Annotated in this window: 2 protein-coding genes; both read right to left on the bottom strand. The window is 63.4% G+C overall.

The window, feature by feature from the left end:
* Positions 1-62: 62 nt before the first annotated feature.
* A complete protein-coding gene (locus tag HMPREF2980_RS02475; RefSeq protein WP_070690010.1) occupies positions 63-1,505 on the bottom strand; it encodes a sugar porter family MFS transporter in 1,443 nt (480 codons plus the stop codon).
* A gap of 223 nt (positions 1,506-1,728) precedes the next feature.
* Positions 1,729-2,730: an aldo/keto reductase gene (locus HMPREF2980_RS02480; RefSeq protein WP_049338317.1), complete on the bottom strand. Its 1,002-nt coding sequence runs from the start codon at positions 2,728-2,730 to the stop codon at positions 1,729-1,731.
* Positions 2,731-2,868: the final 138 nt, after the last annotated feature.

Below are 2,868 nucleotides of genomic sequence, written 5' to 3' on the forward strand. Positions count from 1 at the left end.
GCGGGCGGCCCCTCCACCGGGGAGGGGCCGCCCGCCTCATTCTTGCCTAAAAACCGCCGAATCTAGCGCTTGCCTGCGGAGGGGTAGATGCTGCCGTCCATCACGCCGCGCTCCACCTGCTCCAGGCTCACGCCGCGAGTCTCCGGCAGGTTGCGGAACATCAGCAGCGCAATGACCACGTTCACCACGGCAAAGCCGATGAAGGAGCCGGTCAGACCGACCGCACCCAGAATCACGGGGAACGCCAGCGACAGCACACCATTCATCATCCAGCCGCTAAACGCCGAAATGCCCATACCCGCCGCACGCACACGCAGCGGGAACAGCTCGCTCATAATCACCCAGGTGGACACGTTCAGGCAGGTCTGCATCGCGCCCACAAAGCAGACGATGAGCACCAGCAGAATCCAGGGGCGCGCCTCGTTATCGGCGGGCAGCAGCAGGGATGCACCCGCAATCAGCACGTGGAAAAACGCGGTCGAACTATAGCCAGTAATAACCATGACTCGGCGCGGCACACGCTCCATCAGACGCAGCGACAGAATCGAGCCGAGCACCGCAATCGTACCCGGCGCAATGTTCGCAATGAGCGCCGCGGACTCGCTGAAACCAGCTTCCTTGAGCACCTTAATGCCGTAGTACATGATCGAGTTGATGCCGGTCAGCTGCTGACCCGCGCCAACGAGAATACCGACGAGCAGGATGCGCACGAACCAGCCGCGCACGCCCGCACTGTCCTTACCCGCCGCGGTGTTCTGGGTGGTCGCCTCCGCCTGCAGAGTGCGTTCAATGTCGGCAATCTCGGCTTCGGCACGTTCGGTGGAGCGGATACGCTTCATCACCTCAAGCGCCTGCTCACGCCTACCGACGCGCAACAGCCAGCGCGGCGACTCGGGCACGCGCAGCATGCCGACGAACAGACCGATGGCGGGCAGGGTGCAGATGGCGAACATCCAGCGCCACACGCCGTCGTGCTCGCCCCACAGGTTGCCGATGAGGGCGTTCACGATGAACGCGGCAAGCTGACCGCCCACGACCATGAGTTCGTTACGACCCGAGAGGGAGCCGCGAATTTCGTAGGGTGCCAGTTCGGCAAGGAAGACCGGCACCACGGCGGAGGCACCGCCAACCGCCAGGCCGAGCAGGGTGCGCCCGGTGATGAGTACGGCGACATTGGGTGCAAACACGCAGGTCAGGGCACCAATGAAGAAGATGGTGGAGAGCCCAATGATGGTGGTTCGGCGGCCGAACCGGTCGGAGATACGGCCGCATCCGAGTGCGCCGATAGCGGCGGCGAAGGCGAGCGACCCGGTGACCCAGCCTTGGGCGGTGGAGTCCATGCCGAGTTCGCGGCTCATGGGTTCGAGCGCGCCGTTGATGACTCCGGTGTCGTAGCCGAAGAGCAGACCGCCGAAGGTGGCGATGAGTGCAATGATGCCGAGGTATCGGCTGTGCGTCCCGGTGCCCAGCGGGGGCAGGGTGGAGGCGGTGCTCTGTGCGCTCATGGTGTCCTTTATGCCGAGGGGTTAGGTGAGATTACACCGACATTGGTGGTTCTTCAGCACTGTCAGTGGGCTAGGTGAGGCGCGTCAGGTTAGACACACCTCACCTAATCCTAGCGAAAACGCTCGGCGGGTGATATTTATTTCTCACCGCGCCTATTTTTCAGCTTATTTTACGGCCGACATATGCGACCGCTTGAGTGCCCCTTTGAGAGGGAGCCGGAGTTTAGAACAGCGCAATCTTCTCGGGTGCCGGGAAGATGGCGTCCAGGGCGGCGAGGTCCTCAGCGTCGAAGCGCAGGCATGCCGCCTGTGCGTTGGCGCGCACCTGCTCGGCGCTGGTCGCACCGGCAATGACGGAGGTGACCGGCGACTGCTGTGCGAGCCAGGAGAACGCCGCCTGCACCTCGGTGATGCCGCGTTCGGTGCAGAAGCTGTGGAAGGCTTCGAGCTGGTCCCAGTTGGCGGCGTCGAGCACGTTCTTCTTGGAGTGGGACAGGCGCGAACCGGCGGGAATGTTGTCGCGGCGGTACTTGCCGGTCAGCAGGCCGTTAGCGAGCGGGAAGTACGGCAGCACACCCATGCCGAAGTGCCGTGCGGCGGGCAGGATTTCGAGTTCTGCGCGGCGGTCGAGCAGGTTGTAGTGGTTTTCAGCGACGATGAACCGTTCGGTGCCGAGTTCGTGGGCGCAGTGTTCGGCGTGGGCGAGCTGCCAGCCGGAGAAGTTGGAGTGGCCCAGGTAGCGGACCTTACCGTCGCGTACGAGCTGGTCGAGGGCGCTGAGGGTCTCTTCGATGGGGGTGTTGGGGTCGGGGCTGTGGTAGAAGTACAGGTCGATGTAGTCGGTGCCGAGGCGGCGGAGGGACCCTTCGACGGCGCGCATGATGTAGCGGCGGGATCCGCGGGCGTTGCGGTCGTTGCCGTTGAGGTCGCCGACGGGCAGACCGAATTTGGTGACGATGGTCAGTTCGTCGCGGTCGAGGCCGAGCTGGGTGAGGGCGGTGCCGAACATGGTTTCTGAGAGGCCGGGTTCGGCGCCGTAGAGGTCGGCGATGTCGAAGAAGCTGATGCCGGCGTCGACTGCGGCGGCGATGACTTCGTTGGTGCCTTCTTGGGTGCGGGTGGGGGTGCCGGGGCGGCCGAGGTTGTTGCAGCCGATACCGACGCTGGGTACGACGAGACCGGAGTTGCCGAGCCTGCGGTAGACGGGAGATTCAATACGTTCCATGCTTTTAACTCTACGTTGTGCGGGTATGTTACGAGGTTATTTTCCCTCCAGTTGGGAGGCGAAGAGCTTTCTGAAGCGTGATGTAGGGTCGGTCGTTAGGTCTTGGTAGGTTCCTTGTTCCACCACACACCCACCATC

Source organism: Rothia sp. HMSC076D04 (assembly GCF_001814645.1).
Taxonomy (GTDB): domain Bacteria; phylum Actinomycetota; class Actinomycetes; order Actinomycetales; family Micrococcaceae; genus Rothia; species Rothia mucilaginosa.